19 protein-coding genes are annotated in these 25493 nt (G+C 71.7%); 8 read left to right on the top strand and 11 right to left on the bottom strand.

The features are described 5' to 3' along the window. Positions 1–7: 7 nt before the first annotated feature. The 3 genes from IF17_RS1000000137255 to IF17_RS0129600 are packed head-to-tail and all read left to right on the top strand — an operon-like array spanning position 8 to position 6088. Positions 8–4540, top strand: a complete 4533-nt coding sequence (locus IF17_RS1000000137255) for a bifunctional glycosyltransferase/CDP-glycerol:glycerophosphate glycerophosphotransferase (protein WP_030572369.1) — start codon at positions 8–10, stop codon at positions 4538–4540. Continuing rightward, complete coding sequence (locus IF17_RS0129605) at positions 4530–5348, top strand: rhamnogalacturonan acetylesterase (protein ID WP_030572366.1); 819 nt, start codon at positions 4530–4532, stop codon at positions 5346–5348. Before IF17_RS1000000137255 ends, IF17_RS0129605 begins: the two co-directional genes overlap by 11 nt. Further along, entirely contained in the window at positions 5345–6088 is a 744-nt protein-coding gene (locus IF17_RS0129600; RefSeq protein ID WP_030572363.1) for an Ig-like domain-containing protein, read from the top strand. The genes IF17_RS0129605 and IF17_RS0129600 overlap by 4 nt, the downstream gene beginning before the upstream one ends. A 66-nt stretch (positions 6089–6154) precedes the next feature. Here IF17_RS0129600 and IF17_RS0129595 read toward each other — a convergent pair whose 3' ends face one another. The 5 genes from IF17_RS0129595 to IF17_RS0129575 form a co-directional block, all read right to left on the bottom strand. Beyond that, positions 6155–8284 carry a 3-hydroxyacyl-CoA dehydrogenase NAD-binding domain-containing protein gene (locus IF17_RS0129595; RefSeq protein ID WP_030572361.1) on the bottom strand — a complete coding sequence of 710 codons (2130 nt, stop codon included), beginning with the start codon at positions 8282–8284 and terminating at the stop codon, positions 6155–6157. Beyond that, positions 8281–9501: a thiolase family protein gene (locus IF17_RS0129590; RefSeq protein WP_030572358.1), complete on the bottom strand. Its 1221-nt coding sequence runs from the start codon at positions 9499–9501 to the stop codon at positions 8281–8283. The genes IF17_RS0129595 and IF17_RS0129590 overlap by 4 nt, the downstream gene beginning before the upstream one ends. 298 nt (positions 9502–9799) lie before the next feature. Then, entirely contained in the window at positions 9800–11074 is a 1275-nt protein-coding gene (locus IF17_RS0129585) for an HRDC domain-containing protein (protein ID WP_076968504.1), read from the bottom strand. Between the two features lie 116 nt (positions 11075–11190). Beyond that, on the bottom strand, positions 11191–11853 hold the full coding sequence (locus tag IF17_RS0129580) for a response regulator transcription factor (RefSeq protein ID WP_003965521.1): 663 nt from the start codon (positions 11851–11853) through the stop codon (positions 11191–11193). A 213-nt stretch (positions 11854–12066) separates the two neighbouring features. Continuing rightward, the gene (locus IF17_RS0129575) at positions 12067–12732 is read right to left on the bottom strand and encodes a DUF3000 domain-containing protein (RefSeq protein WP_030572352.1); all 666 of its coding nucleotides are present in this window, start codon (positions 12730–12732) and stop codon (positions 12067–12069) included. 92 nt (positions 12733–12824) lie between these two features. Here IF17_RS0129575 and hemE point away from each other — a divergent pair, with 92 nt between their 5' ends. Then, positions 12825–13913 (top strand): uroporphyrinogen decarboxylase, encoded by a 1089-nt coding sequence (gene hemE, locus IF17_RS0129570; protein ID WP_030572349.1) that lies wholly within the window; start codon positions 12825–12827, stop codon positions 13911–13913. A 44-nt stretch (positions 13914–13957) separates the two neighbouring features. On the opposite strand, the gene IF17_RS0129565 is transcribed toward hemE, so the two are convergent. Together IF17_RS0129565 and IF17_RS0129560 are read right to left on the bottom strand one after the other, a co-directional pair. Then, positions 13958–15337, bottom strand: a complete 1380-nt coding sequence (locus tag IF17_RS0129565; protein WP_030572346.1) for an FAD-dependent oxidoreductase — start codon at positions 15335–15337, stop codon at positions 13958–13960. Positions 15338–15398: 61 nt separating this feature from the next. Further along, positions 15399–16433 carry a DUF4349 domain-containing protein gene (locus tag IF17_RS0129560; protein ID WP_030572343.1) on the bottom strand — a complete coding sequence of 345 codons (1035 nt, stop codon included), beginning with the start codon at positions 16431–16433 and terminating at the stop codon, positions 15399–15401. A 126-nt stretch (positions 16434–16559) separates the two neighbouring features. Here IF17_RS0129560 and hemG point away from each other — a divergent pair, with 126 nt between their 5' ends. Together hemG and hemQ are read left to right on the top strand one after the other, a co-directional pair. Beyond that, positions 16560–18047, top strand: a complete 1488-nt coding sequence (gene hemG / locus IF17_RS0129555) for a protoporphyrinogen oxidase (protein WP_030572340.1) — start codon at positions 16560–16562, stop codon at positions 18045–18047. Between the two features lie 4 nt (positions 18048–18051). Continuing rightward, positions 18052–18780 (top strand): hydrogen peroxide-dependent heme synthase, encoded by a 729-nt coding sequence (gene hemQ, locus IF17_RS0129550; RefSeq protein WP_026241928.1) that lies wholly within the window; start codon positions 18052–18054, stop codon positions 18778–18780. Positions 18781–18948: 168 nt separating this feature from the next. Here the strand turns inward: hemQ and IF17_RS0129545 are convergent, their stop codons facing one another. The 4 genes from IF17_RS0129545 to IF17_RS0129530 all read right to left on the bottom strand — a co-directional run bounded on the left by IF17_RS0129545 (position 18949) and on the right by IF17_RS0129530 (position 23941). Continuing rightward, positions 18949–20517: an alpha/beta hydrolase gene (locus IF17_RS0129545; protein WP_030572338.1), complete on the bottom strand. Its 1569-nt coding sequence runs from the start codon at positions 20515–20517 to the stop codon at positions 18949–18951. Positions 20518–20710: 193 nt separating this feature from the next. Then, on the bottom strand, positions 20711–21757 hold the full coding sequence (locus IF17_RS0129540; protein WP_030572335.1) for a TIGR04222 domain-containing membrane protein: 1047 nt from the start codon (positions 21755–21757) through the stop codon (positions 20711–20713). Between the two features lie 5 nt (positions 21758–21762). Then, positions 21763–23058: an MbnB/TglH/ChrH family RiPP precursor modification enzyme gene (locus IF17_RS0129535; protein ID WP_030572333.1), complete on the bottom strand. Its 1296-nt coding sequence runs from the start codon at positions 23056–23058 to the stop codon at positions 21763–21765. 136 nt (positions 23059–23194) lie between these two features. Continuing rightward, on the bottom strand, positions 23195–23941 hold the full coding sequence (locus IF17_RS0129530) for a DUF4142 domain-containing protein (protein WP_030572330.1): 747 nt from the start codon (positions 23939–23941) through the stop codon (positions 23195–23197). Between the two features lie 234 nt (positions 23942–24175). On the opposite strand from IF17_RS0129530, the gene IF17_RS1000000137250 reads away from it, so the two are divergent. Then, entirely contained in the window at positions 24176–25072 is an 897-nt protein-coding gene (locus tag IF17_RS1000000137250) for an aromatase/cyclase (protein ID WP_030572328.1), read from the top strand. Between the two features lie 73 nt (positions 25073–25145). Continuing rightward, entirely contained in the window at positions 25146–25343 is a 198-nt protein-coding gene (locus IF17_RS0129520) for an acyl-CoA carboxylase subunit epsilon (RefSeq protein ID WP_030572325.1), read from the top strand. Positions 25344–25493 lie beyond the last annotated feature (150 nt).

Raw genomic sequence — 25493 nt, 5'->3', positions numbered from 1 at the left:
AGCCTCGATGAGCTACGAACAGGACACCCCCGACGTCTGGGTCACCGTCGTCATCCCCGCCTACAACGCGGCCACGACGATCGGCAAGGCCCTCCAGTCGGCCGTCAACCAGACGTACGAACTGGTCGAGGTGATCGTCGTCGACGACGCCTCCACCGACGGCACCCTCGACGTCGTGAAGAGCTTCGCGGGTGACAACCACCGCGTCCGCGTGCTGCGCAGGCCCACCAACAGCGGCGGTGTCGGCGCACCCCGCAACCTGGGCATCGCGCAGGCGGCCGGCCGGTACGTGACGTTCCTGGACGCGGATGACGAACTGCCGCCGCGCGCCTGCGAACTGCTGCTCGCCGGGGCGCTGGAGAGCGGCAGCGACATCACCGCCGGCCGGGCGGTCCGGGTCAACCGGGCGACCGGCGACACCGAGGGATGGGCGCCGGAGGTGTACGCGATGGCGCGTACGGTGCCGGGCCTCGCCGAGTTCCCCCTGATGCTGACCGACCCCATCGCGGCGGCGAAGCTCTACCGGGTGGACTTCCTGCGCGGGTCGGGCGTGTGGTTCCCCGAAGGGGTGTTCTACGAGGACACCTACTTCTCCACCGTCGCGGGCTGCCTGGCCGACGGCATCACCATCATCACCGACCCCGTGTACCGGTGGATGTGGGAGCCCGACGGCGCATCCATCACCGGCCGCACCGGTGAGCTGCGCAGCATCACGGACCGGGTCGCCGTGCACCGCGCCACCGACGCCTTCCTCCTGGACCGGGGCCTGTGGCAGCTCAAGGTGCGCAAGGACTCCAAGTTCCTCGCGCACGACCTCCGCCTCTACATGCGGGCGCTCTCCGAGGGCGACCCGGAGTTCCAGCAGGGCTTCGCCGAGATCGCGAGCAGCTATCTCCGCACGGTCAGCGACGAGGCCTTCGAGCTGTGCGACCCGGTGGACCGCGTGCGGGCGTACCTCGTCATGTACCAGGAGATCGAGGCGGCGCTGACGACGCTGGACTACGCCCAGCGCAAGAGCGTGCTGTCGTCCTTCCTCCTGGAGGACGAGGGCCGCGTCTACTGGTCGGGCGACCACCTGCACCTGCCGGACGCCCGGCGCATGCTCGACGTCACCGAGCTCGGACTGACGCAGGACAAGCTCGCCCGTGAGCCGCTCTTCGCCCAGCTCGACACCTGGTCGCTCGACGCGCCGTCGAAGTTCCGGTTCCAGGGCCGGCTGGTCAACCGGTTCGGGCGCATCACGTCCGGTGACGACCTCAAGCTCACCCTGGCCGTGCGCAACCGGCACACCAAGAAGGACATCACGGCCCCCGTCCCGGGCGTCGAGATCGACGACCGCTTCGTCTCCTTCGGCGGGGCGGCGGACCTCGCGGCCCTCATCGGCGACACGTACGCGGAGAGCACCGTCTGGAACGTCTCCCTCGTCGTCGAATGGAACCGGGCCAGGTCGCGATCGCCCCTCAACGTGCGCGACGCCGAACTCGGCGGGCTCCGCTTCACCTCGGACGACGAGGAGTTCGAGGGCTACCGCACCGTCAGCGGTAACCTGGCCCTGCGCGCCGCGACCGCCGGCCACCGGACCTTCGAGTCCGCCCAGATGGACCCCGACGCACCGTGGATGTGGTGGCGCGGCCGGCTCCACCGGCCCTTCGCCACCCAGGACCACCCCTTCGAGATGGCCGTCGTCGTCCCCTGCTACAACGTCGCCCAGTACCTCGACGACTGCCTCTCCTCCATCGCGGCCCAGGAGGGCTTCGCCGCCACCCAGGTCATCCTGGTCGACGACGGAGCGACCGACGAGACGCCGCGGATCCTGGACGACTTCGCGCTCCACTACGCCAACGTGACCGTGGTCCACCAGGAGAACGGCGGGCTCGGCAACGCCCGTAACAACGGCCTCGACCTCGTCACCGCCCCCTACGTCACCTTCCTCGACTCCGACGACATCCTCGGCGAGCAGGCCCTCTCCCTGATGCTCCAGGCCGCCTGGCGGGACGGCTCCGAGGTGGTCGTCGGGGATCTGGTGAACTTCCCGGACCGCCCCTACGGCCCCTGGAAGCAGTACTTCGGCAGCGGGGACCGCCGGATCGACGACCTGGCCGCGGTGCCGGACCTGATCTTCAGCGGGTCCGCCTGCAACAAGGTGTTCAGCACCGGCCTGCTGCGCCGCCTGGGGGTGCGCTTCGGCGAGGGGGTCCACTTCGAGGACGCCTGGGTCACCCTGCCGAGCATGCTGCGGGCCGAGGCGATCAGCATCGTCGACCGCCCGGTCTACTACTACCGGGGCCGCCCGGACGGGTCGTCCATCATGGACTCCCTGTGGAGCAAACCGGCGAACTACCGGGACCACCTGCGGCTCAACCACTTCCTGCTGAACTACACCGTCACCGAGCCGGCCGACGTCCGGCGCATGTTCCAGCGCTATGTGACGCGCACCTACAAGGGCTTCCTCTGCAACGCCCGCAGCGTCATGGGCCGCAGGCAGCTGGAGGAGATGTTTCCGGACCTCCACCGCCACTACGCGGAGATACCCGACGACATCATCCTGGAGTACGCGACCAACCCGGCCCAGCAGCTCGACCACTACGCGGCCAAGAGCGGCAACCTGGAGCTCTTCTGCGATCCGGCACCCGCCCTCGCCGAGGCGCCCCTGCGGCTGGAGATCGACGACGACGGGTTCCACCGCGACTTCGACGGCGGTGCCGGGAACACCCGGACCGCCCGGGTCAACGACCCCAACGTCGTGGTGGAGTCGGTCCGTACCCGAGGCGATGTGCTGGTGGTGGAGGGCTGCATGGCCTTCCCCGGCATGGACATCAGCGGCCCCCTCGACAACCGGCTGGAGTTCGTCCACCAGACGGCGAAGGCCAAGATCAGCGTCCCGTTGCGGCAGGTGGCCCGCCGCGACCTGTGGAACACCCGCAACAACCGTGACCTGTACGCCGGCTGGTACGCCGAGATCCCTCTCGCGGACCTGGTCCGCGGCGGCTTCGGGGTCGGGGACTTCCGGCTCCGCGTCCACCGGGTGGACGGGGTGCGCCACCGCAACGTCGTCATGAAGGCGCGGCTGCCGCTCCACCGTCTCAAGGGCCCCGGGCGGATCGGCCGGCACCCCTACATGCTCACCATCGGCGCGCAGGAGGCGCTCCACCTGCGGTTCGTCGACCGGAAGCTCCGGGCCCGGGCCAAGCACGCGCTGTGGCGCACGGCCCGCGAGATCCGCATCCTCAAGACCCGCAACCCGGGCTGGCGGATGCGGCTGGCCTACTGGCTGACCTATCCGTTCCTCAACTCCCGGGAGATCTGGCTCATCGGCGAGCGGTCGGACACCGCCCAGGACAACTCGTACCACTTCTTCAAGTGGATCCGGACCAACCGCAAGCGCCGCAAGGCCTACTACGTCATCGACGGGAAGTCCCCGGACCACGCCAAGGTCGCCGGGTTCGGCAGGGTGCTCAAGCTCAATTCCTTCAAGCACCGGATGTACCTGCTGCACGCGACCAAGCTGATCGGCTCGTACGACTCCGAGTCCTATCTGGTGCCCGACGGCTACCGGAAGGTGCTCTTCCTGCACCGCTTCGGCGAGCTGGTGAAGTACCAGCGGGTCTTCCTGACGCACGGCATCAGCTACAACGACGTGACGTCCGGGATCGATCAGCGGATCACCAGCTACGACCTGATCGTCGCCGCCGGCCGCCAGGAACGCGAATACCTGGCGCTGGAGGCCGGGTTCGGTGACCGCGCGGTGCTGGCCGGCCTGCCCCGCTTCGACGCCCTGCGCCGGGAACCCACGAAACGGCCGCGGATCCTGCTCATGCCGACCTGGCGGCAGTGGATCGTGACGGCCTCCTACAAGAAGGCGGCCGGACCGGCCAAGACGGCCTTCACCCAGTCCGAGTACTTCCGGTTCTACCGGTCGCTGCTCTCCGACCGGAGACTCGCGCAGGCGCTGGAACACTTCGGCGTCGACCTGGAGTTCTTCCCCCACTACGAGATCCGGCCGCACCTGCACCACTTCCGCCTGGACTCGCCCGCCATCCAGGTCGCCGACCCGAAGACCCGCAACGTCCAGCAGGCCATGAAGGAGTGCTCCCTCATGGTCACCGACTACTCCTCGGTCTTCTTCGACGTGGCCTACATGGGCATCCCGCTGGTCCATGTCCCCTTCGACGAGGAGGACTTCTACGGACGGCACTACAAGCGGGGCTACTTCAACCTGTCGGAGGACGGCTTCGGCCCGGTCTGCCGCACCGTCGACGCCGCCGTCGACGAGATCATCGCGGCCATGGCCCGGAAGTTCACGGTCCAGAGCCCCTACCGGGAGCGCGCCGAGTTCTTCTTCGCCCACCGGGGCGACGGGAACTGCGAGCGGGTGTACGAGGAGATCGACGCCCTCGGCGACGCGAGCGCCATCGACCTCGGCCCGTCCGGCCCGGTGGCGGAACTGCTGCCGGCCCCCGAGGTGGCGCCGCTGGCCGACGCCGGCCTCCACGGCGCTCCGCACATCCAGGAGAAGGGCAGCTGGGAGCGTGCTGTCTGAGGGGTTCCACCAGCCGCCGCGGCCGCCCAGGATCTTCCTGGCCGGTGGTTCGTCCACCGTGACGCGCGAGGCCGGCAAGGCCCCCATGACCGGCTGGGGGCAGGTGCTGCACTTCTTCCTCACGCCTGAGATCGAGGTCGTGAACTGTGCCCGGGCCGGGGCGAGCGCGCGGACCTTCCACGAGCGGGGCCGGCTCGACTGGATCCTGGCGAACATCTCCCCGGGTGACTACCTGCTCATCTGCTTCGGGATCAACGACGCCAAACCGGACGAGTGGCTCCACGCCGAGGCCTACGGCGACTTCCCCGTGCACCTGCGGGCGTTCATCGACGGGGCCCGCGAGCGCAACGCCCACCCGGTTCTCGTCAGCCCGCCGGAACGCGACACCCACGACGTGCACGGCAACCTGCCGAGGAGCATCACGGAGTACCCGATGGCGATGGCCGACGTGGCGGCCGAATGCAGCGTCCCCTACATCGACCTGTACAACCGGAGCCACCAGTGGTGGGCGGAGCTCGGGCCCGAAGGCGTACGGCCCTTCTTCGTCAACCTGGAGCCGGGCGAACACCCGAACTACCCCGAAGGGCTGCGCGACCCGGTCCATATGACGCCGGACGGTGCCCTCGCCTGCGCCCGCTTCGTCGCCTACTCGCTGGTGGCGGAGCAGGTCGTGCCCGCGCACTGGGCCGTCGACCTCGACCGCGCGCACTTCCCGCCGGACGCGGTGACCTGGCCCGACGACGCGACCCACCACGAGCTGACACGGGCACGCACCCTGGGCACGGGCTGGGAGGCGGAACCCTCATGAGCACCTTCACCCTGGCGCGCCTGCACAGCGTCCAGCAGGACACCCCCTCGATCGTCTGCCGTTCGGAGCTCCGCTGCGACCGCGACCCCGCGCTGCCGGTGCGGCCCGGTGAGCAGATCGCCTGCGAGTGGATCCTCACCCCGGAGGGCGACGGCGCCCGCTTCTACGGCTACCTCATGGCGGAATCGTTCACCCGGGTCGCCACCATCGAGAACCTGGCCGGTCTCAAGCTGCTGCCCACCGGCGACCGCTACGCCACATCGACCACACCTGGCGTGGAGCGGATCGCCAGGTTCACCCTCCGGGTGAACGCCTATGTGCCGCCCGACGCCTTCCTGGTCCCCGTCCTGCGCGCGGGCATCATCGCCGGCAACGGTACGAGCCTCACCTCCACGACCTCCTCCCTCAAGGACCGCGGCTTCCGGATCGCCGCCCTGCCCCCGCAGGGCCGCAGCATGCTGCTGCTGCCGGGACACCGCGGGGTCCTCAAGGGCCTCGCCGACGGACTGGGGGAGGGCGTACGGCTCATCGGCGTCGGCCCGGCCCGCCACGGGGTCACCGCGGTCGAGCCGGACGGATCGGTGATCTACGACCCGTTCCACGGCCACCTGGGGTACGACTGGTTCGACTACGTCCTCGACCCGGGCACCGGTGTCCCCGTGCGGGGACGGGTGACGGTCCACGTCGGTGACCTGGGCGCCGCACCGGGAGTGCTGCGCACCACGGCACCGGGACGCTGACGCCGTGGATACGCCAAGGGGCCCGGCACACCGAACGGTGCGCCGGGCCCCCACCCGTAGCAGAGGCTAGGCCGGGACGCTCGCCACGCCCTGCGCCAGGAACGGCTTGCCGTTCACCCGCTGGGAGACGCCCTCACGGTCCAGGTACGGCGTGATGCCGCCCAGGTGGAAGGGCCAGCCCGCACCGGTGATCAGGCACAGGTCGATGTCCTGGGCCTCGGCGACGACGCCCTCGTCCAGCATCAGGCCGATCTCCTGCGCCACCGCGTCGAGCACGCGGTCGCGGGTCTGCTCCTCGGTGAGGACGGTGTCGCCCTGCTTGAGGAGCGCGGCGACCTCGGGGTCGAGGACCGGCGCACCGGAGTCGTAGACGTAGAAGCCGCGCTTGCCGGCCTTCACGACCGCCGCGAGGTTCTCGGAGACCGTGAAGCGCTCCGGGAAGGCGCGGTTCAGGGTCTCGGAGACGTGCAGGCCGATCGCCGGGCCGACCAGCTCCAGAAGGACCAGCGGGGACATCGGCAGGCCGAGCGGCTCGACGGCCTTCTCCGCGACCTCGACCGGGGTGCCCTCGTCGATGACGTTCTGGATCTCGCCCATGAAGCGGGTGAGGATGCGGTTGACGACGAACGCCGGGGCGTCCTTCACCAGGACCGCGGTCTTCTTCAGCTTGCGGGCCACACCGAACGCGGTCGCCAGCGAGGCGTCGTCGGTCTGCTCGCCGCGCACGATCTCCAGCAGCGGGAGGATCGCGACCGGGTTGAAGAAGTGGAAGCCGACGACCCGCTCGGGGTTCTTCAGCTTCGAGGCCATCTCGGTGACCGAGAGCGAGGAGGTGTTGGTGGCGAGGATCGCGTGCGCCGGGGCGACCGCCTCGACCTCCGCGAACACCTGCTGCTTGACGCCGATCTCCTCGAAGACGGCCTCGATGATGAAGTCCGCGTCCGCGAAGCCCTCGGCCTTGTCGAGGACACCGGAGACCAGGCCCTTGAGGCGGTTGGCCTTGTCCTGGTTGATGCGGCCCTTGCCGAGCAGCTTCTCGATCTCGGCGTGGACGTAGCCCACACCCTTGTCGACGCGCTCCTGGTCGATGTCCGTGAGGACGACCGGGACCTCAAGGCGGCGCAGGAACAGCAGCGCCAGCTGCGAGGCCATCAGACCGGCGCCGACGACGCCGACCTTGGTGACCGGGCGGGCCAGGTTCTTGTCCGGGGCACCGGCCGGGCGCTTGGCGCGCTTCTGGACCAGGTTGAAGGCGTAGATGCCGCTGCGCAGCTCGCCGCCCATGATCAGGTCCGCGAGGGCCTGGTCCTCGGCGTCGAAGCCGGCGGACAGGTCGCCGTCCTTGGCCGCCGCGATGATGTCCAGCGCGCGGTACGCCGCCGGGGCCGCGCCGTGCACCTTGGAGTCCGCGATGGCCCGGCCGCGGGCGACAGCCGCGTCCCAGCCCTCGCCGCGGTCGATCTCGGGGCGCTCGACGGCGAGCTCGCCCTTGAGGACGGCCGCGGTCCAGATCAGCGACTGCTCCAGGAAGTCCGCGCCCTCGAAGATCGCGTCGGCGATCCCGAGCTCGAAGACCTGCTTGCCCTTGAGCTGACGGTTCTGGTTGAGCGAGTTCTCGATGATCACCGAGACCGCGCGGTCCGCGCCGATCAGGTTCGGGAGCAGCGCGCAGCCGCCCCAGCCGGGGACCAGGCCGAGGAAGACCTCGGGCAGCGAGAACGCCGGGATGGCGGTGGAGACGGTGCGGTAGGAGCAGTGCAGACCGACCTCGACACCGCCGCCCATCGCCGCGCCGTTGTAGTACGCGAAGGTGGGAACCGCGAGGCCGGAGAGGCGGCGGAAGACGTCGTGGCCGCCCTTGCCGATGGCGAGCGCGTCCTCGTGGCGGCCGAGCAGCTCGACGCCCTTGAGGTCGGCGCCGACGGCGAAGATGAACGGCTTGCCGGTGATGCCGACGCCGGTGATGGTGCCGTCGGCGGCCTCCTTCTCGACCTGGTCGATCGCGGCGTTCAGGTTCGCCAGCGACTGCGGTCCGAAGGTGGTCGGCTTGGTGTGGTCCAGGCCGTTGTCCAGCGTGATGAGCGCGAACCGCCCGGCACCGGAGGGCAGGTCCAGGTGGCGTACGTGCGCCTGCGTGACGACCTCGCCCGGGAACAGCTCGGCCGCACCCTTCAGAAGCTCAGTGGTGGAGCTCACTTGTTGCCTCCGTCGAAATTCGGGTTCTCCCAGATGACCGTGGCGCCCATGCCGAAGCCGACGCACATCGTCGTCAGGCCGTAGCGGACCTCGGGCTGCTCCTCGAACTGCCGGGCCAGCTGCGTCATGAGCCGGACACCGGAGGAGGCGAGCGGGTGGCCGTACGCGATCGCGCCGCCGTACTGGTTCACGCGGGCGTCGTCGTCGGCGATGCCGTAGTGCTCCAGGAAGGCGAGCACCTGCACGGCGAACGCCTCGTTGATCTCGAAGAGACCGATGTCGTCGATGGTCAGACCGGCCTGGGCCAGCGCCTTCTCCGTCGCCGGGATCGGGCCGTAGCCCATGACCTCCGGCTCGACGCCCGCGAAGGCGTAGGAGACGAGGCGCATCTTGACCGGGAGGCCCAGCTCGCGGGCGACGTCCTCGGCGGCGAGCAGGGATGCGGTGGCGCCGTCGTTGAGACCCGCGGCGTTACCGGCCGTCACGCGGCCGTGGGCGCGGAAGGGGGTCTTCAGACCGGCCAAGGACTCCATGGTGGTGCCCGGGCGCATCGGCTCGTCGGCGGTGACCAGGCCCCAGCCCGTCTCACCGGCCTCGGCGTTGGTGCGGCGCACCGAAACCGGTACGAGGTCCTGCTGGATCTTGCCGTTGGCGTACGCCTTGGCGGCCTTCTCCTGCGAACGCACCGCGTACTCGTCGGCGCGCTGCTTGGTGATCGTGGGGTAGCGGTCGTGCAGGTTCTCCGCCGTCATGCCCATGAAGAGGGCGGACTCGTCGACCAGCTTCTCCGACACGAACCGCGGGTTCGGGTCGACGCCCTCGCCCATCGGGTGGCGGCCCATGTGCTCGACGCCACCGGCCACGACGATGTCGTACGCGCCGAAGGCGATGGAACCTGCCGTCGAGGTGACGGCGGTCAGCGCGCCCGCGCACATGCGGTCGATCGAGTAGCCGGGGACGGACTGCGGCAGACCGGCCAGGATTCCGGCGGTACGGCCGAGGGTGAGGCCCTGGTCGCCGATCTGGGTGGTCGCGGCGATGGCGACCTCGTCGATCTTCTTCGGGTCCAGGTCCGGGTTGCGGCGCAGCAGCTCCCGGATGGCCTTCACGACGAGATCGTCGGCGCGGGTCTCGTGGTAGATGCCCTTCGGGCCCGCTTTGCCGAACGGGGTGCGGACGCCGTCGACGAAGACGACGTCCCGGATGGTACGAGGCACGATGGCTCTCCTCCAGGGTGCGGGATGGCACTGCTGCGGGGCACGCCCGTGGGGCGCACCGCCTGCCCTCATGCTACTTGCGGGTAACCAGACTGCCCACCCCCCATGGCCGGAGCGTCGAAGGTCACATCGGTCCGGTATCCGCCGAAGCGCTCGTGAGGCGGAGGAAGAGGCTCCGAACCTGGCGCGATTTCGACCATCGGTTCGGACCGCGAACAGGGCCCGGACGGGCCGGGACAGGCTCCGGACAGCGGAAAACCCCCGGCCGGTGACCGGGGGTGGCATCCGCGTGAGCGGGTCAGGCGGTGGCGGCGAGCGCCCGGACCAGGAGCGGGCCGACCTGCTCGATCTGCCAGTGCCGGGCCCCGTACCCGGCGAGCGTGTCCTCGACGGCGCTCGGCGTCACGATCTTCGGCGGCTCCCAGCAGACCCGGCGCACGGTGTCCGGGGTGATCAGGTTCTCCTGCGGCATGTGGAGCCGCTCGGCCAGCTCGGAGACGGCCGTGCGGGCCGCCGAGAGCCGGGCCGCGGCGGCCGGGTCCTTGTCGGCCCAGGAGCGCGGGGGCGGCGGACCGGCCGGCTGCTGGCCGGGCTGCGGCAGCTCCGACTCCGGCAGCGCCTTCGCCCGCTCCACGGCCGCCTGCCACTGCTCCAGCTGACGGCGGCCCATCCGGTGGCCGAATCCCGGCAGTGCGGTGAGCGCAGCCACGTTGGCGGGCAGGGCGAGAGCGGCCTCGACGATCGCGGCGTCGCCGAGCACCTTGCCGGGGGAGACGTCGCGGCGCTGGGCCACCTGGTCCCGGGCGTTCCACAGCTCGCGGACGACCGCCATCTGACGGCGGCGGCGGACCTTGTGCATCCCCGAGGTGCGGCGCCAGGGGTCCTTGCGGGGCGGGGCGGGCGGCGCCGAGGCGATGGCGTCGAACTCCTCCCGGGCCCACTCCAGCTTGCCCTGCTGCTCCAGCTCGTCCTCCAGCGCGTCGCGCAGGTCGATCAGGAGCTCCACGTCGAGCGCGGCGTACCGCAGCCAGGGCTCGGGCAGCGGGCGGGTGGACCAGTCGACGGCGGAGTGGCCCTTCTCCAGGGCGTACCCGAGGACGTTCTCCACCATGGCGCCGAGGCCGACGCGCGGGAAGCCCGCGAGCCGTCCGGCCAGCTCGGTGTCGAAGAGCGAGGTGGGAGCCATGCCTATGTCCCGCAGGCAGGGGAGGTCCTGCGTCGCGGCGTGCAGGATCCACTCGGAGCCGGTCAGCGCGGTGGACAGCCCCGTGAGGTCGGGGCAGCCGACCGGGTCGATGAGCGCGCTGCCCGCCCCGTCGCGGCGCAGCTGTACGAGGTAGGCGCGCTGGCCGTAGCGGTAGCCGGAGGCGCGCTCGGCGTCGACGGCCACCGGTCCTGTGCCCGCGGCGAAGGCCGCGACCACCCGGGCGAGGGCGTCGTCGGAGGCCACCACCGGGGGAATGCCCTCGCGCGGTTCGAGCAAGGGGATCGGCGCCGGGGCGACGTCGTCCGGGGGAGCGCCCCCGGTGGTTCGCAGTGAACTGTCTGCTGCGGTCTCTTGGGCGTCGGTCACGCGTCAAGGGTATCTGTGTATACGCGCCACCCGTCGACGGAACGTTCCGTCGACGGGTGGCCATGCGCGTAATCCAGCCGGAGACGCATCGGTGCACGTCCCGGCGGGGGTGGGGGTCAGTGGATGATGCCCGTCCGCAGGGCGACGGCGACCATGCCGGCGCGGTCCCCGGTGCCGAGCTTGCGGGCGATGCGGGCGAGGTGGGACTTGACGGTCAGGGCGGAGAGGCCCATCGAGACGCCGATGGCCTTGTTGGACTGGCCTTCGGCGACCAGGCGGAGCACCTCCACCTCACGTCCGGACAGTTCGCGGTAGCCGCCCGGGTGGCTCGGGGACCCGGGGGGCCGGCGGTGCATACGTGCGGCATTGGCGCCGATGGGGGCGACGCCGGGGCGGGTGGGGTGGCCGATGTTGGTTCGGGTGCCGGTGACGACGTACCCCTTCACACCGCCCGCGAGGGCGTTGCGAACGGCGCCGATGTCGTCGGCGGCGGAGAGGGCGAGACCGTTGGGCCAGCCTGCGGCGCGGGTCTCGGACAGCAGGGTCAGCCCGGAACCGTCGGGCAGGTGGACGTCGGCAATGCAGATGTCGCGCGGGTTGCCGACGCGGGGACGTGCCTCCGCGATGGACGACGCCTCGATGACGTCACGTACTCCGAGGGCCCACAGATGGCGGGTGACGGTGGAACGGACGCGCGGGTCGGCCACGACGACCATGGCCGTCGGCTTGTTCGGGCGGTAGGCGACCAGGCTTGCGGGCTGCTCAAGGAGAACGGACACCAGGCCTCCTGGGGGGAGTGGCGGGACGGGGGCCGGCTCGGGGGATGAAGCCGGGGCGAACCGTGCTTGAAGGGTCATTGACCTCTTCGGCAGCAGACCCGTCCTCCTTTAGAGGAAGATCACGATTTGGTGAGTAACAATTCGGGCAAATAGGACGCGCGATCGATTGTACGAAAAGAGAGTCGGCAGGTGTGCGAAATGGGTGACGCGGTGTTACGAAACCTGCGGCCCGCGCCGCTGCGGCAGCGTCACCACCGCCGCGTCCGTCGGGTCGGACGGCGGCAGCCCCGCGATCTGGCAGAGCAGATCACCCCAGGCCATCAGGTGCGACGCCGCGTCCGGCACCCCGCCGCGCCCCTCGCGCGGCGTCCACGAGGCCCGGATCTCGATCTGCGTCGCCGGACGGCGCGCGGAGAGCGCACCGAAGTAGTGCGATCCGGCGCGTGTCACCGTCCCTCCGGCTTCCCCGTACGACAATCCGCGTGCGTCCAGCGCCCCGGTCAGCCAGGACCAGCACACCTCCGGCAGCAGCGGATCGGCGGCCATCTCCGGCTCCAGCTCCGCCCGCACCAAGGTCACCAGCCGGAACGCGCCCTGCCAGGCGTCGTGACCCGCCGGATCGTGCAGCAGGACGAGCCGGCCGTCCGCGAGATCGTCCTCGCCGTCGACCACCGCCGCCTCCAGGGCGTACGCGTGGGGCGCGAGGCGCTGCGGGGGCCGTGTGGTCTCCACCTCCAGCTCCGGGCGGAGCCGGGCCGAGCGCAGCGCGTCGACCGCCGATCGGAACGCGGGCGGGACGGGAGGGTCCTTCGCCGCGTCCTTGTCCTTGCTGTCAACACTGTCGGAATGATCGGAAAATTGTCCCTGAGCCGGAGCCATGCCGGGAAGAGTAGGCGGAACGCGGGCCTCGTGCAGGGAGAGACACCCGTGCGGCGCCGGGCTCCTTCGCCATGCGTGCGAAGATTTGGTGCGTGAGTGCCAACACCAGCCCCACGGGCCAGCAGCAGACGACGACCGCCGCCAGCAACGACGCCACCCAAGACTCGGCGTTCCTGAAGGCCTGCCGGCGCGAGGCCGTGCCGCACACGCCGGTCTGGTTCATGCGACAGGCGGGGCGCTCGCTGCCCGAGTACCTGAAGGTCCGCGAGGGCATCGCGATGCTCGACTCCTGCATGATGCCGGAGCTGGTCACCGAGATCACCCTCCAGCCGGTACGCCGCCACAAGGTCGACGCCGCGATCTACTTCAGCGACATCGTCGTCCCGCTGAAGGCCATCGGTATCGACCTCGACATCAAGCCCGGCGTCGGCCCCGTCATCGCCGAGCCCATCCGCACCCGCGCCGACCTGGCCCGGCTGCGCGACCTGACCCCCGAGGACGTCCCGTACGTCACCGAGGCCATCGGGATGCTCACCGCCGAGCTGGGCGCCACCCCGCTCATCGGCTTCGCCGGGGCCCCCTTCACGCTGGCCAGCTACCTCGTCGAGGGCGGCCCCTCGCGCAACCACGAGCGCACCAAGGCCATGATGTACGGCGACCCGCAGCTCTGGGCCGATCTCGTGGACCGGCTCGCCGAGATCACCGGCGCCTTCCTCAAGGTCCAGATCGAGGCCGGCGCCTCCGCCGTCCAGCTCTTCGACTCCTGGGTCGGCGCCCTGGCCCCCGCCGACTACCGCCGCGCCGTGCTCCCCGCCTCCGCGAAGGTCTTCGACGCCGTCGCCCCGTACGGCGTCCCCCGCATCCACTTCGGCGTCGGCACCGGCGAGCTGCTCGGGCTGATGGGCGAGGCCGGGGCGGACGTCGTCGGCGTCGACTGGCGGGTCCCGCTGGACGAGGCCGCCCGCCGCGTCGGCCCCGGCAAGGCGCTCCAGGGCAACCTGGACCCGGCCGTGCTCTTCGCGCCCACCCCGGCGGTCGAGGAGAAGACCCGCGAGGTGCTGGACGCCGCCGCCGGTCTGGAGGGCCACATCTTCAACCTCGGCCACGGCGTCATGCCGTCGATGGACCCGGACGCGCTGACCCGGCTCGTGGAGTACGTGCACGAGCAGACCGCGCGCTGACGGCAGGCGTGTCCCGGGGGCTTCCGAGCCCCCGGGGCCACCCGTCAGCTTCCGGCGCCCCGCACCGCCGCCACCGTCTTACGGGCAGCGACCAGGATCGGATCCCAGACCGGTGAGAACGGCGGGGCGTAACCGAGGTCCAGCGCCGTCATCTGCTCCACCGTCATCCCGGCCGTCAGCGCCACGGCCGCCACGTCCACGCGCTTGGCGGCCCCCTCACGGCCGACGATCTGCACCCCGAGCAGCCGCCCCGTACGCAGCTCCGCGATCATCTTCACCGTCATCGGCTTCGCGCCCGGGTAGTACCCCGCCCGCTGCGTCGACTCGATGGTCGCCGTGACATAGCGCAGCCCGACGGCCTGCGCGTCCTTCTCCCGCAGCCCGGTCCGGGCGATCTCCAGGTCGCAGACCTTGCTCACCGCCGTACCGACGACGCCGGGGAACGTGCCGTAGCCGCCGCCGACGTTCGACCCGATGACCTGGCCGTGCTTGTTGGCGTGGGTGCCCAGCGCGATGTGGCGGCTGCGGCCCGCCACCAGGTCCAGGACCTCCACGCAGTCGCCGCCCGCCCAGATATTCTCGTGGCCCACGGCCCGCATCGCCAGGTCGGTGAGGATCCCGCCGTGCGGGCCCACCGTGAGACCCGCCTCCCGGGCCAGCTCCGCCTCCGGCTCCACGCCGATGCCGAGGACGACCACATCCGCCGGGTAGGTCCGCTCCTCGGTCGCCACCTCGCTGACCCGGCCGTCGGGACCCGTGAGGATCTTGGTGACGGAGGCGCCGTTGACCGTGGTGATGCCGAGCCCGTCCATCGCGTCGTGGACGAGCTTGCCCATGTCCGGGTCGAGCGTCGCCATCGGCTGCTCACCCCGGTTGAGGACCGTCACCTCGAAACCGCGCTTCAGCATCGCCTCGGCCATCTCGACGCCGATGTACCCGGCGCCCACCACGACGGCCCGCCGGCCGGCGGCGTGGTCCAGCGAGTCCAGCAGCGCCTGCCCGTCGCCCAATGTCTGCACCCCGTGCACGCCCGGCGCGTCGATGCCGGGCAGCTCCGGGCGGACCGGACGCGCCCCGGTGGCGATCACCAGCTTGTCGAAGCCCGTCCAGTACGTGTCCCCGCTCTCCCTGTCCACCGCCCGCACCCGCTGCCCCGCCACGTCGACCTCCGTGACCTCGGTGCGCATCCGCAGGTCGATGTCCCGCTCGCGGTGCTCCTCGGGGGTCCGGGCAATGAGGTCGTCAGGCCCCGCCACATCGCCGCTCACCCAGTACGGGATGCCGCAGGCGGAGTACGAGGTGAACGTGGAGCGCTCGAAGGCGATGATCTCCAGCTCGTCCGGCCCCTTCAGCCTGCGGGCCTGCGACGCGGCGGACATGCCCGCCGCGTCGCCGCCGATGACCACGAGTCGCTCCGCTGCCATGTCCGGGTCCCTTTCGCCGTGCCGGCCGTACCAGCCTGTACCAGCCGTCAGGGAGCCCAGGCTACGGCGCCAGGGCCTCAGGGGGCCGGTTGGTCTCCTGCTCCGGCTTCGGTGCCGCCGGGGCCGGAGCAGGGGCCGTACGGGCCGTCCGCCGGGCGCGCAGCACCCGCCACAGCACCAGCAGCAGCGCGGCCGTCACCAGGAACGGGGCCGAGGCCCCGATCGCCACCGCGATCCACCGGAACATCGTCACGAACGCGTCCCAGCCGCCGCCCAGCGCGTCCAGGAACCCCGGGTCGTCGTCCTTCCCGCCCTTGCGCGGGGCGTCCGGCTCGGTCAGCTCCAGCGTGATCGTCGCCAGCGAGGTGCGGTCCTTCAGGCTCGACCGCTGGGCCAGCAGCGATTCCAGATCGGCCTGACGACTGCTCAGCTCGCCCTCCAGGGCGACGACATCGGTGATCTTCTCCGCCTTGTCCATCAGCTCCCGCACCCGCTTCACACTCGCGCGCTGGGTGGCGATCCGGCTCTCCACGTCGACCACCTGCTCGGTGACGTCCTTCGCGTTCAAGGAGCGGGAGAGCAGCTTCCCGGAGCCGGCGAGCTTGCGCAGCACCTCCTGGTAGCTGTCCTGCGGTACGCGCAGCACGAGGTTCGAGGACTCGTGCCGGTCGTCGATCCGCTCGGTGTTCTCGGACGCCACCAGGCCCCCGCTCGCCTCCACGGCGCTCCGGGCGGCGGCGGCCGCCTTCGGCGCGCTCTTCACCTCGACGAGGAGCTCGGCGGTCCGGATGACATGGCTGCCCGCGACCCCCGCCTTCGGCGCCTTCTCCGTCTGCTTGCCGTCCTCCGCCTCCTCGGCCTCCTCCGCCGTGTCCCCCGGAGCGGCGGACGCCGCCGCGTCGCCCGGGGCGTACTGCTCGTCCACGACCCCCTTCTGCGCGCTCGCCTTGAGGTCGTTCGACCCCCCGCCCGCGTCGGACGCGTCGCCGGCCCCGCAGCCGCCGACGAGCAGCACCGCGCCGAGCGCGCCTGCCGTCAGAGCGGCACGGAGACGGGAGCGGCGGTGGTGGAAGCGGCGGTCGTTGTCGCTGTTCATAACAGGTCCCCCCAGGACGTGTGTTGATACTGCCGGTTCGACGTAGGCCCTCCCGAACCGGTTTCCGGCCGTACGTTTCGAAGTGGTCACGGTCGGTGCCCGGAGAGGGTTTGAGAGAGTGGACCCATGCAGCGTTCACATCAGGATGCGGACCCGCCCGCCCGCCACGTCGTCGTCATCGGCGGCGGCATCGCCGGACTGGCCGCCGCCCACCGCCTGGTCGCCACCGGCCTGCGGGTCACGCTCCTGGAGGCCACGGACCGGCTCGGCGGCAAGCTCATGACCGGCGAGGTCGCGGGCGTCCAGGTCGACCTCGGTGCCGAGTCGATGCTCGCCCGCCGCCCCGAGGCGGTCTCGCTGGCCGAGGCGGTCGGCCTCGGCGGCCGACTCCAGCCGCCCGCCACCGCGACCGCCTCCCTCTGGACGCGCGACGCGCTGCGCCCGATGCCCAAGGGGCACGTGATGGGCGTCCCCGGCGATCCGGCGGCCCTCGACGGGGTGCTGTCCCCCGAAGGCCTCGCCCGGATCGCCGAGGAGCGCGACCTCACCCCGACCCCCGTCGGCGACGACGTGGCGGTCGGCGCGTACGTCGCCGACCGGCTCGGCCGCGAGGTCGTCGACCGCCTGGTGGAACCCCTCCTCGGCGGGGTCTACGCGGGCGACGCCTACCGGATCTCGATGCGGGCCGCCGTACCGCAGCTCTTCGAAGCGGTGAAGGAGGGCGGCCCGCTGCTGGAGGCCGTCCGCCGCATCCAGGAGCGAGCAGCGGCGCGGCAGCAGACCGGCCCGGTCTTCCAGGGCATCGAGGGCGGCATCGGCACCCTGCCGGACGCCGTGGGCGACGCCGTACGGGCCGGGGGCAGCCAGATCCTCACCGAGACCCCCGTCCTCGGTCTGACCCGTACGGACGCGGGCTGGGCGGTCCGCACCGACACCGGGGTGATCACCGCCGACGGCATCGTCCTCGCCACCCCCGCCTGGTCCGCCTCCGCCCTGCTCGCCGCCGAGTCCCCGGCCGCCTCCGCCGAGCTGACCGGCGTCGAGTACGCGTCGATGGCCCTGGTCACCCTCGCCTTCCGCCGCAGCGACATCGAGGCGTACGAGGCCCTGCGCGGCCGCTCCGGCTTCCTCGTACCGCCGGTCGACGGCCGCACCATCAAGGCCTCCACCTTCTCCAGCAACAAGTGGCAGTGGGTGGCCGACGCCGCCCCCGGCCTCTTCGTGCTCCGCACCTCCGTCGGCCGGTACGGCGAGGAGGACCACCTGCACCGCGAGGACGGCGAACTCGTCGCCGTGTCCCTGCGCGACCTCCGGGCGGCCACCGGACTCGCCGCCCGCCCCGTCGACAGCGAGGTCACCCGCTGGATCGGCGGACTGCCGCAGTACCCGGTCGGCCACCACACCCGGGTCGCCCGCATCCGCGACGAGGTCGCGAAGCTGCCCGCCCTGCGGGTCTGCGGCGCGGTCTACGACGGGGTCGGCATCCCCGCCTGCATCGCGAGCGCGCAACGCGCGGCCGACGAGATCGCCGGGGAGATCACCGGGAAGATCGCGGGGGAGATCATCGCCACGCCCACCCTGGTTCAGGGCACCGGGAGCGAGGCGGGACAATAGCCGTATGAGTGCTCCTGAGACTGTGACATCCAGCAAGAGTCCGAACGCCGGGAAGAAGGCCAAGGACCTCAACGAGGTCATCCGCTACACCCTCTGGTCGGTCTTCAAACTGCGCGACGTCCTGCCGCTGGACCGGGCGGGGTACGCGGACGAGGTCCAGGAGCTGTTCGACCAGCTCGCGGCCAAGGACATCACCGTGCGCGGCACCTACGACGTCTCGGGTCTGCGCGCGGACGCGGACCTGATGATCTGGTGGCACGCGGAGACCTCGGACGAGCTCCAGGAGGCCTACAACCTCTTCCGCCGCACGAAGCTCGGGCGCGCTCTGGAACCGGTCTGGTCGAACATGGCCCTGCACCGGCCCGCCGAGTTCAACAAGTCGCACGTCCCGGCGTTCCTCGCGGACGAGACGCCCCGCGACTACATCAGCGTCTACCCCTTCGTCCGGTCCTACGACTGGTACCTGCTGCCCGACGAGGACCGCCGCCGCATGCTCGCGGACCACGGCAAGATGGCCCGGGGCTACCCGGACGTACGCGCCAACACCGTCGCCTCGTTCTCGCTCGGCGACTACGAGTGGGTCCTCGCCTTCGAGGCGGACGAGCTGTACCGCATCGTCGACCTGATGCGCCACCTGCGCGCCTCCGAGGCACGGCTCCACGTGCGCGAGGAGGTCCCGTTCTACACGGGCCGCAGGAAGAGCGTCGCAGACCTGGTGGCCGGGCTCGCATAGCCAGCGAGTTCCCGCACCACCCCAACCCGGAAGATCAGAAGACGGGCACCAGGCACCGACCGTGCCGCCCGCCGTTCCAGCGACACCGGGTTCGGCTTGAGGGCCCTGCCGGAGTGCACTCACCGCACTCCGGCAGGGCCCTTCCGCGTTCCTGGCTCAGTCACTTCTCTAGTCCAGCGAGACGGGGTTCGGCTCCGCGCGCGGGGCGCATTCCGCGTCCCCGTCCGGTGTCGCGCCCGTCAGCAGATAGCGCCGCATGTACTCGTCCACGCAGGTGTTCCCGGCCCCGCCGACGCCGTGCGTCCCCGCGTCCCGCTCGGTCACCAGCACCGCGCCGCGCAGCCGTCGCTGGAGCTCCAGCGCCCCCTTGTACGGGGTCGCCGCATCGCGCTCCGCCGCCAGGATCAGCACCGGCGGCAGCTCGCCCCACCCGGTGGAGACGTCCAACGGCTGCTGCCGGGGCGCGGGCCAGAAGGCGCACGGCAGGTTGGTGAAGGCGTTGTCCCAGGTCTGGAACGGGGCGATACGGGCGAGGTCGGTGTGGTCGCGGTCCCAGACCTCCCACTCCTCGGGCCACGGCGCGTCGTTGCACTCGATCGCGGTGTAGACGGCCCGGGCGTTCTCGTCGTCCTTCGCCGTGATCGCGCGCGGCGACATCTGGGTGACCAGCGGCTCCGGGTTGCCCCGGACGTACTCGGAGAGCGCGGTGGCCCGCATCGCCCAGTAGTCGTCGTAGTACGCCGCCTCCCGGAACGCCGCGTGGAACTGCCCCGGCCCCACCTTCCCGCCCGCCGGCTCCGTGGCGAGGGCGGTGCGGACCTCCTCGTAGTGGCCCTGCACGGCCTCGGGCGTGGGGCCGAGCCCGTACACGTCGTCGTGCTTGGCGACCCACCGCCGGAAGTCCTCCCAGCGGGACTCGAAGGCGAGCGACTGGTCGAGGTTGGAGCGGTACCAGATCTGCTCCGGGTCCGGGTCGACCGCGGAATCGAAGACCATACGGCGTACGCGTGAGGGAAAGAGGGTCGCGTACAAGGAACCCAGGTACGTGCCGTACGAGGCACCCATGAAGGTGAGGCGTTCGTCCCCGAGGGCGGCGCGCAGCACCTCCAGGTCACGGGCGTTGTTGAGCGAGGTGTAGTGGCGCAGCGCCTCGCCCGCGTGCTTCTCGCACCCCCGCGCGTACGCCCGCGCCTGCGCGATCCGCTGCTCCTTGTACGCGGCCGTGGGGTGGGCGGGGGAGTCGGTGGGGCTCTTGGCGAAGGCGGCGGGGTTCTGGCAGGAGAGCGGGGCGGAGGCGCCGACACCGCGCGGGGCGTAGCCGACCATGTCGTACGCCTCGGCGACCTCCTTCCACTCGGACATCTCGCCCATCAGCGGGAAGGTGATGCTGGAGGCGCCGGGGCCGCCCGGGTTGTAGACGAAGGAGCCCTGCCGGCCGGCCGCCGGTCCGGTGGCGAGGGTGCGGCTGACGGTGAGGTCGATGGTCCGCCCGTCCGGCCGCGCGTAGTCCAGCGGGACGCTGACGGTGCCGCACTTCAGGGTGTCCGGCAGCATCTCCTCCTCCGGGCACGCGCCGAAGGAGATCCCGGCGGCCGAGGCGCGGGCCGCCGCCACCGCCGTACCGCGCTCCTCGGCGGAGGAGGCCGGTCCGGGGCCGCCGTCGGCGGTGGCGGGGACGGCGGCCAGGGCGGACAGGACCAGGGAGCCGATCGTTGCGTACAGCGGTACTGCTCTCACGGCGGGACCTCTCTGCGGATGCGGAGAGGGGAGGATGGGGTGCGGGAAAGGTGAAGTACAGCACCGGGCCGGTGTGTTGCGGGGAACGACCCGGTTGCCGCACTCCTTTTACGGTTCGTGACTCGGGAGCCTTACGGTTCGTGGCTCAGGAGCCGCTACAGGTAGTGGCTCAGGAGCTGCTACAGGTAGTGGCTCAGGAGCTGCTGCCGCAGCTGGAGCCGCCCGAACTCCCGCCACAGCTGGAGCCTCCCGAGCTGCCACCGCAGCTTGATCCCGAGCCCCCGCAGCTGGAGCCGGAGCCACCGCACCCGGAGCCTCCGCCGCAGCCCCCTCCGCCCCCGCCACCGCAACTCGTGTGTCCGGGGCCCGCGTCGGCGCACCACACGGTGGTCGCCGCGAAGACCGACGCCCCTGCCGCGCCGCCCACGTACCCCGTCGACCGGCGCCCCGAGGAGCCGGACCGCGACCGGCGGGTCCGCGTGTGCTGCCGGGCCGCCGCGATGAGCTGGGCCTGGAGCACGGGGTCGGGGAGGGCGCGCAGCCCCCGGTTGGCGACGAGGTACGGCGGGGTCAGCACGGACGCGTTCGCGGTCCGGAACGCCTGCGCGGCCCGGCGGCCCGCCCGGGTGATCCGGTTGGCGGCGGACGCGGCCACGACGAACCCGCCGATCCCGCCGAGCAGGATCGCGGGCAGCATCTTCAGGACGAACGGGACCGGCATGTCGAACGGGTCGTCGAGCGACGTGTACTGGATGACCGTCAGGATGATGGAGAGGGGGAACGCGACGAAGCAGCTCACGCCCTGGATCTGCGCCCACCGCCGTACGGGACGGCTCTCGGCGGGCCGGACGAGCAGCCCGCGCTGGGCCAGCCCGTCGCCGATCTCCTGCACCGCCGGGTGGTGCATCACGGCCTCCCGTACCGCGTGCAGCGCCCCGCTCGGCGCGGCCGACAGCGCCTGGAGTACGGCGCGTTCCACCGGGTCCTGCGCGTGCGCACGCTGTACGGAGATGATGCCGGGGCCGCCGATGAGCACCCGGCCGTCCGCGTACAGCGCGGTGAGCGCGGTGTCGGTGACCCTGGCCGGGCCGCCGTTCAGGAACGCCGCCTCGTAGAGGTCGTGGACGGTGGGGGAGGGGCCGGCCGAGGGGCGGCGGGACCGGGAGAGCCCCACCTTCGCCAGGAGCAGCACGGTGGAGAGCGCGACCGCGAGGGTCAGTGCCAGAGCGAGCGTGTCCATGGCGGTCACTTCCCTGCGAGGGCGGCGCGCGCCGCCCGGACGATACGGGTGGTCCGGCTCGGCGGGCGGGGCCCGGAGCGGTCCTCCCACCAGTGGGTCAGCCGGCGCTGCGCCACGGGGTCGGGGAGGCCGCCGTGGACCAGGATCCGCTCCACGAAGTCGAGGGCGTCGCGCCGGTAGCCGTCGCTCATCGGACGGGTCCTGGCGTAGTCGAGGAAGGCGGCGCGGTAGCCGTCGCCGAGGATCTCCGGCAGCTCGGGCGCCACCTTGGCGACGACATCGGCGCGCTTGGCGGCCAGCGCCCGGCTCTGCACGTGCAGCCGCCGGTGGTCGAAGCCCTCGGGCGCCGGGGTGCCCGCGACGAGCGCGGAGAGCAGTGCGGTCTGGGCGACGGCGGTACGGTCACGGGCTCCGGGGCGCGCGGGGGCGGGCGTCCCCCTATGCGGGCCGGTGTTGCGCCGCTCGGTCCCGCTCGGGCCGCCCGCCGCCCGCAGCGTTCCCCGGATCGTCTCCAGCTCGGCCGCCAGCTCCGCGCCGGGCGGGAAGGCGTCGTCGCGCTCCAGCAGGACGCCCGGCGGGTCGACCCGGGAGCGCAGCTCGGCCAGCACGTCCAGGACCGGGGCGGTGACCGGGTGGGCGTGGGTGTCGTGCCAGACGCCGTTCTTCTCGACGCCGCCCGCCACATGGACGTACGCGATCGCCTCCACCGGCAGCTCGTCCAGCGCCTTCGCCGGGTCCTGGCCGAGGTTGACGTGGTTGGTGTGCAGGTTGGCAACGTCGATCAGCAGCCGCACCCCGGTCCGCTCGACCAGCTCCGCGAGGAACTGCCCCTCCGTCAGCTCCTCGTCGGGCCAGGAGACCATTGCCGCGATGTTCTCCAGCGCCAGCGGCACGGGCAGCGCGTCCTGGGCGATCGCCACGTTCTCGCAGAGCACCTCCAGCGCGTCCCAGGTGCGCGGCACCGGCAGCAGGTGGCCCGCCTCCAGCCTCGGCGACGCGGTCAGCGGCCCCCCGGCCCGTACGAACGCGATGTGCTCGGTCACCAGCGGCGTCCCCAGCAGCTCGGCCCGCGCCGCGAGACCGGCGAGCCGCTCGGCGTCCGGGCGGTCCGCGCCGCCCAGGCCGAGCGACACGCCGTGCGGTACGACGGTCACGCCCCGTTCCCTCAAGCGCACCAGGGAGTCCGGGAGGTGGTCGGCGCAGAGGTTCTCCGCCACCACCTCGACCCAGTCGACCCCCGTGAGCGCCTCCACCTCGGCCGCGATCTCCGGCCGCCAGCCGATTCCGATGCCCAGCTTCATGGTGTCCCCCTCCTCCGCTCTGTCCCGGGGTGATGGCCCCGGCGAGCGGAGTCCAACCCGAACCGGGGGACGTTCAGAGGAGGATTTGAGGTTCCGGTGCTTCGGTGTCGTTACGGCATCGGCTTCGGCGGCCGCGTCACGGCATCGGAGGCATCGTCGGCGGCACCGGGCGCGAGGTGAAGGACTGGTCGCCGGTCGGCGTCACCGGTACGGGAACCGGCGGCACCCGTCCGCCCTGCGGCATGGACGGCCCCGAGGGACTGGCGGTGGACCCGCCGGCCGCCTCGCGCGCCAGGGCGTCGAAGTCGACGAAGCCGGTGCCCTCCAGCATGGTGATGTGGTCCAGCACGGTCTGGTTGGCGTCGCTGGCGAGCTGCCGGATCAGGGTGTTGCGGGTGGTGTGCCGGACCTGGCCTATCAGGCCGAAGACCTTGCCGTGCGCGGCCCGCAGGATGTTGGCGAACTTCCGCTCGTACTCGTCCCCGCTCGCCGCCGTCAGCTCGTTGAGCCACGCCTGCTGCTGGTCGGTCGGCTGGTTGGGCAGCTCGACCCCGAGCTTCGCCGCCACGTCCCGGGCCCGCCGGTCCAGGTCCGTGTGGCCGACGACCAGGTGGTCCCCGGCGGCCTTCGTCGCCTCGCTGGGCGCCCGTTCGATCGCCTGCTGCCCGGCGGGGAGCTCCCACAGTCCGGCGAGCCGCACCTTGACCAGGAAGTCCCGGTCGGTCGCGGAGAGCGGGCCCCACTGGGTGGCGACGCTGGAGGCGTTGAGATTCGCCTCGCCGGTGCCCGAGCGGTCCGCGTAGGACCAGACGGGGAAGGCGAGTGCGCCCACCGTGGCGACCAGTGCCGCGATGATGAGGGCCGTTCCGTTGATGCGTCGCAACAAGGTGTCTCCCGGGACGAAGCGTGACAGCGTTGATCAGGCGTCAGTCAACCGCCGACCGGCGTGTCCCGCAGGCTACTTGGCGGTGGTGCCGGTGGGGCGGTATCGGGAGATACGTCATCGGGCGCGGGAATGTTCAGCTTCTCCCGTCCGGGACGCCGACGGTTCGAGTGGGCGTCCAGGGCCGTGCGTGAGGATGCGCGCCGTACGTCGAAACGGAGCGGGAGGCCCGGGATGACAGAGACGCGCGTGCACGAGGTCAAGGTCGCGGCGGGGGCGGAGGAGGTCTACCGGCTGCTCGCGGACCTCGCGAACTGGCCGTGGATCTTCAGGGCGTTCGTCCATGCGGAGGTGATCGGCCAGGCCGACGGCTTCGAGCGCTGCGGTATGTGGACGACGTCCGACGAGCGGGTGGAGCAGTGGGTGGCGATGCGGCGCACGGATGCCGCGGCCCTGCGGATCGACTTCCGGCCGGAGGAGCCGGCGCCGCCCCTGACCCTCATGGAACGGTCCTGGGTGGTCGTGCCGTTGTCCCCGCAGGAGAGTCTCGTGCGCCTCGAACACCGCTACGAGGTCGAGGGGAACGACGCCGAGTCCCTGATCGCGACCACCGGAGTGATCGACGCGATCGCCGACGCCGAGACGGAAGCACTGCGCACCGCCGCCGAACTGGAGCCGGAACGGCGGGTCGTCGTCAACGACCAGGTCACGATCGGGGGCGACACCGCCTCCGTCCACGCGGTGCTCCACGATGTGACGGCCTGGCCGGAGCTGCTGCCCCATGTGGTGCGGGCGGACGCCCTCCAGGACGAGAAGGGGCTGCAGCTGGTGGAGATCGACACCCGGGAAGCCGACGGCAGCCTCCTGCGGATGAGGACAGCGCGCGTCGCCCTGCCGGAACACCTCATCGCCTACAAACAGCTGGTGCTGCCCCCGATCGGGAGCAGCCACACCGTGCGCTGGCGCCTGGAGCCCACGCGTGGAGGCGTCGCGGTCACCTCCGAGCAGACCGTCGTCCTCTCTCCCGCGGCGGTCGACGTGGCCGCGGTCACGGCGTTCGTCCGGCGGGAGCTGAGCGCCAAGGTGCGCCTGATCCTCGACCGGGCCAAAGAGGTCGTGGAGGCCTCCTGAGCCGGCTCCAGAAAGGTGCGAGCGGGTGTCGAGGGGCAGCGGAGACCGTGATGGGACAGCCGGAGGAGGCGTAGTGAGTGATGCGAGCGATATCCTGACCGTCCTGCGTGTCGAGCGTGGCCGGCCTGCCGAGGAGGACCTGGCCGCGGTGGCCGTGACCCTGCTCTGCCTGGCCGCCGGGCGCAGGGAGCAGCCGAAGCCGCGCCCCGGCACTCGGTGGCGGCGGTGGGACAGCGCCCCGCCCTACCGGGCCCCGCACAGCTGGCGGTAGGGCCGTTCGGGCAGGACGAAGGAGGGGAGGGGCATATGGTGCAGACCCACCGCGACACGCGTGGCCGGGTGGCCGAACTGCTGGCCCTGCGTGAGCAGGCCCGGCGTGGCCCGAGTGAGCGCGCGACCCAGGCGCAGCACGCCAAGGGCA

The organism is Streptomyces cyaneofuscatus, from assembly GCF_000718135.1.
Taxonomy (GTDB): Bacteria; Actinomycetota; Actinomycetes; order Streptomycetales; family Streptomycetaceae; genus Streptomyces; species Streptomyces cyaneofuscatus.
Note: the sequence above shows the minus strand (reverse complement) of the source record. Positions and strands in the feature narration are given on the sequence as shown.